Below are 1,810 nucleotides of genomic sequence, written 5' to 3'. Positions count from 1 at the left end.
GATGGGGAGTAACAGCTGTGAAACACCTCTGCAAAATCAGATGATCAACCCGGCATGGCAGCGCTGGCCTCGAACAGTTCGGCTCGCAAGCCACTGAACCAGCCCGGCGAGAGCAACCAATGCCGGACCCGATGCGAGTGCCGCTGCGCCTGCGCGAGTTGCTGCCTGCATCGCAGTCCGCGTCCCTCATCCAGCCACAACGCCGCGCACATCAGCCTCGCCAGGCTCGCCGCTTCGAAGCAGTCCGCCACGGGAAGTGGCTGTTCCTCGATCAGGTACAGGCAGGTCAGCAACGCTGCAAACGCGAACAGCCCCGGTGTCCCCTTGGACTGCATGGCCCGACCGCCCGACTCGACTGCCCGCGACCCCTGGGATGCGACCATCGATTCGGCGTCGGCTGGATCGCCCAGCGGAGGAAAGAGATGGAAGAAGGCCTGTGACGTTTCGTCGGGTCGTTCATGGAGCAGTCGCAAGGTCAGTCGAACGAGGTCCACGAGACGCTGTACCCGCCTCTCGCCTGGCCCTTGCGATATTGCGGTGGGCGACAAGGCCTCGTGCAGCAGGAGCAGGCCATCGGCCAGCGGCATGCTGCTCGACACAGACAGGGAATCTGCCCTTGTCGCCCCCAGCGCCGCCAGCCGCAGGCGGGGATCGAGTGGCTCGGCGGTCTCGAGCGATCTGCGCAATCGGTGAAGCGCACGATGCCGATCCTTGCCCGTCGATGCGAACAGGGAAGACAAGCCATCCGGCAGCGTGATGCCCATCGCCTGCGCACGCCGGCTCCGCGCTGCCAGGGGCAGCAGCAGCAGGCACTCGAGCATGGCGGGCCGGAGGTCCGAGCCGAATCGATTCAAGGCCGCGCGAAGCATCGGATGCGACACCAGCGAACGACACGGAGGGCGAGCGCCCTCGGTGTCGGCCAGCATGCGGAGCAGTTGGCGCATCGGTTGTCGCTCCAGCAGCGAGGGATCCGACACCACACGACCGAGCAGGTCGTCGAGCATGCGCATGCCCAGCATGGAAGTGCACATGACTTCGAACACAGGGCTGCGCAGCAACTGCCTCTGCAAGCTCCGGACACCGCTTGATGAGGCATTGATTCCCTTGTGCGAGGAGATCTCGACGCACAGCTGGAATGCGTCAATGCCGCAAAGCGCCATCGCACAGCGGACCGTGGCGGGCTCCAACGCAAGCTGCTCCAGCCTGTCGCGCATCGTGATGTCGTCAAGAAGCTCCTTCGACCGACTCATCGCCCGCATGACCAGTGCGAGCAACTTTGCCCGGTCGCTGGCTCGCTCGGGTCGAAGGTCCGCACGCACGATGTCGAACCATTGGCGCGCTTCAGCAGGATCGATCTCCAGTGCCTGATCCAGTCGGGCGTGAGCGAAGGCCATGAACGCAACGCCATGCAATTCCCAACGGAAGGAACGCTGCCGGCAAGACGGATCAGACTCCCAGTAGACGGCCTCGGATCCGCCAGAGCGGACGAACGTGAAGGGGAACACGCCAGTGTGCAGGTCGTCGCGTGCCGACCGGATCTGCGAGATCCGATCGAGTCGCGCGCCAAGGCATGCCAGGAAGCGTGAATGCCACCGGCCCGGCGTGACCTCGTCGCAGCGCCGCACCCATTGTTCGATCGCTTCGCGCCCCCAGCCAGGGCAGTCCGCCGCCACGTCGGCTGCAACCTGCAGAATCGTTGCCTCGGAGCCCCCCGTGCACGTGCCCGATGCCACCGCCTGCAGCACACAGCACACGCTGGTCATGTGGTCGAGCTGCACCAGCCTGCTGTCCCGCGTGGGCAGCCTGATGT

1 protein-coding gene is annotated in these 1,810 nt (G+C 65.2%); it reads right to left on the bottom strand.

Annotated elements, in window-relative coordinates:
• Nucleotides 1-44: 44 nt before the first annotated feature.
• A partial coding sequence (locus tag AC1D15_RS30055) for a hypothetical protein (RefSeq protein ID WP_477828900.1) occupies nucleotides 45-1,810 on the bottom strand: 1,766 nt, incomplete at its 5' end.

It is taken from the genome of Rhizobacter sp. P2_H2, from assembly GCF_056403375.1.
This window is presented reverse-complemented; position numbering and strand designations above follow the sequence as displayed.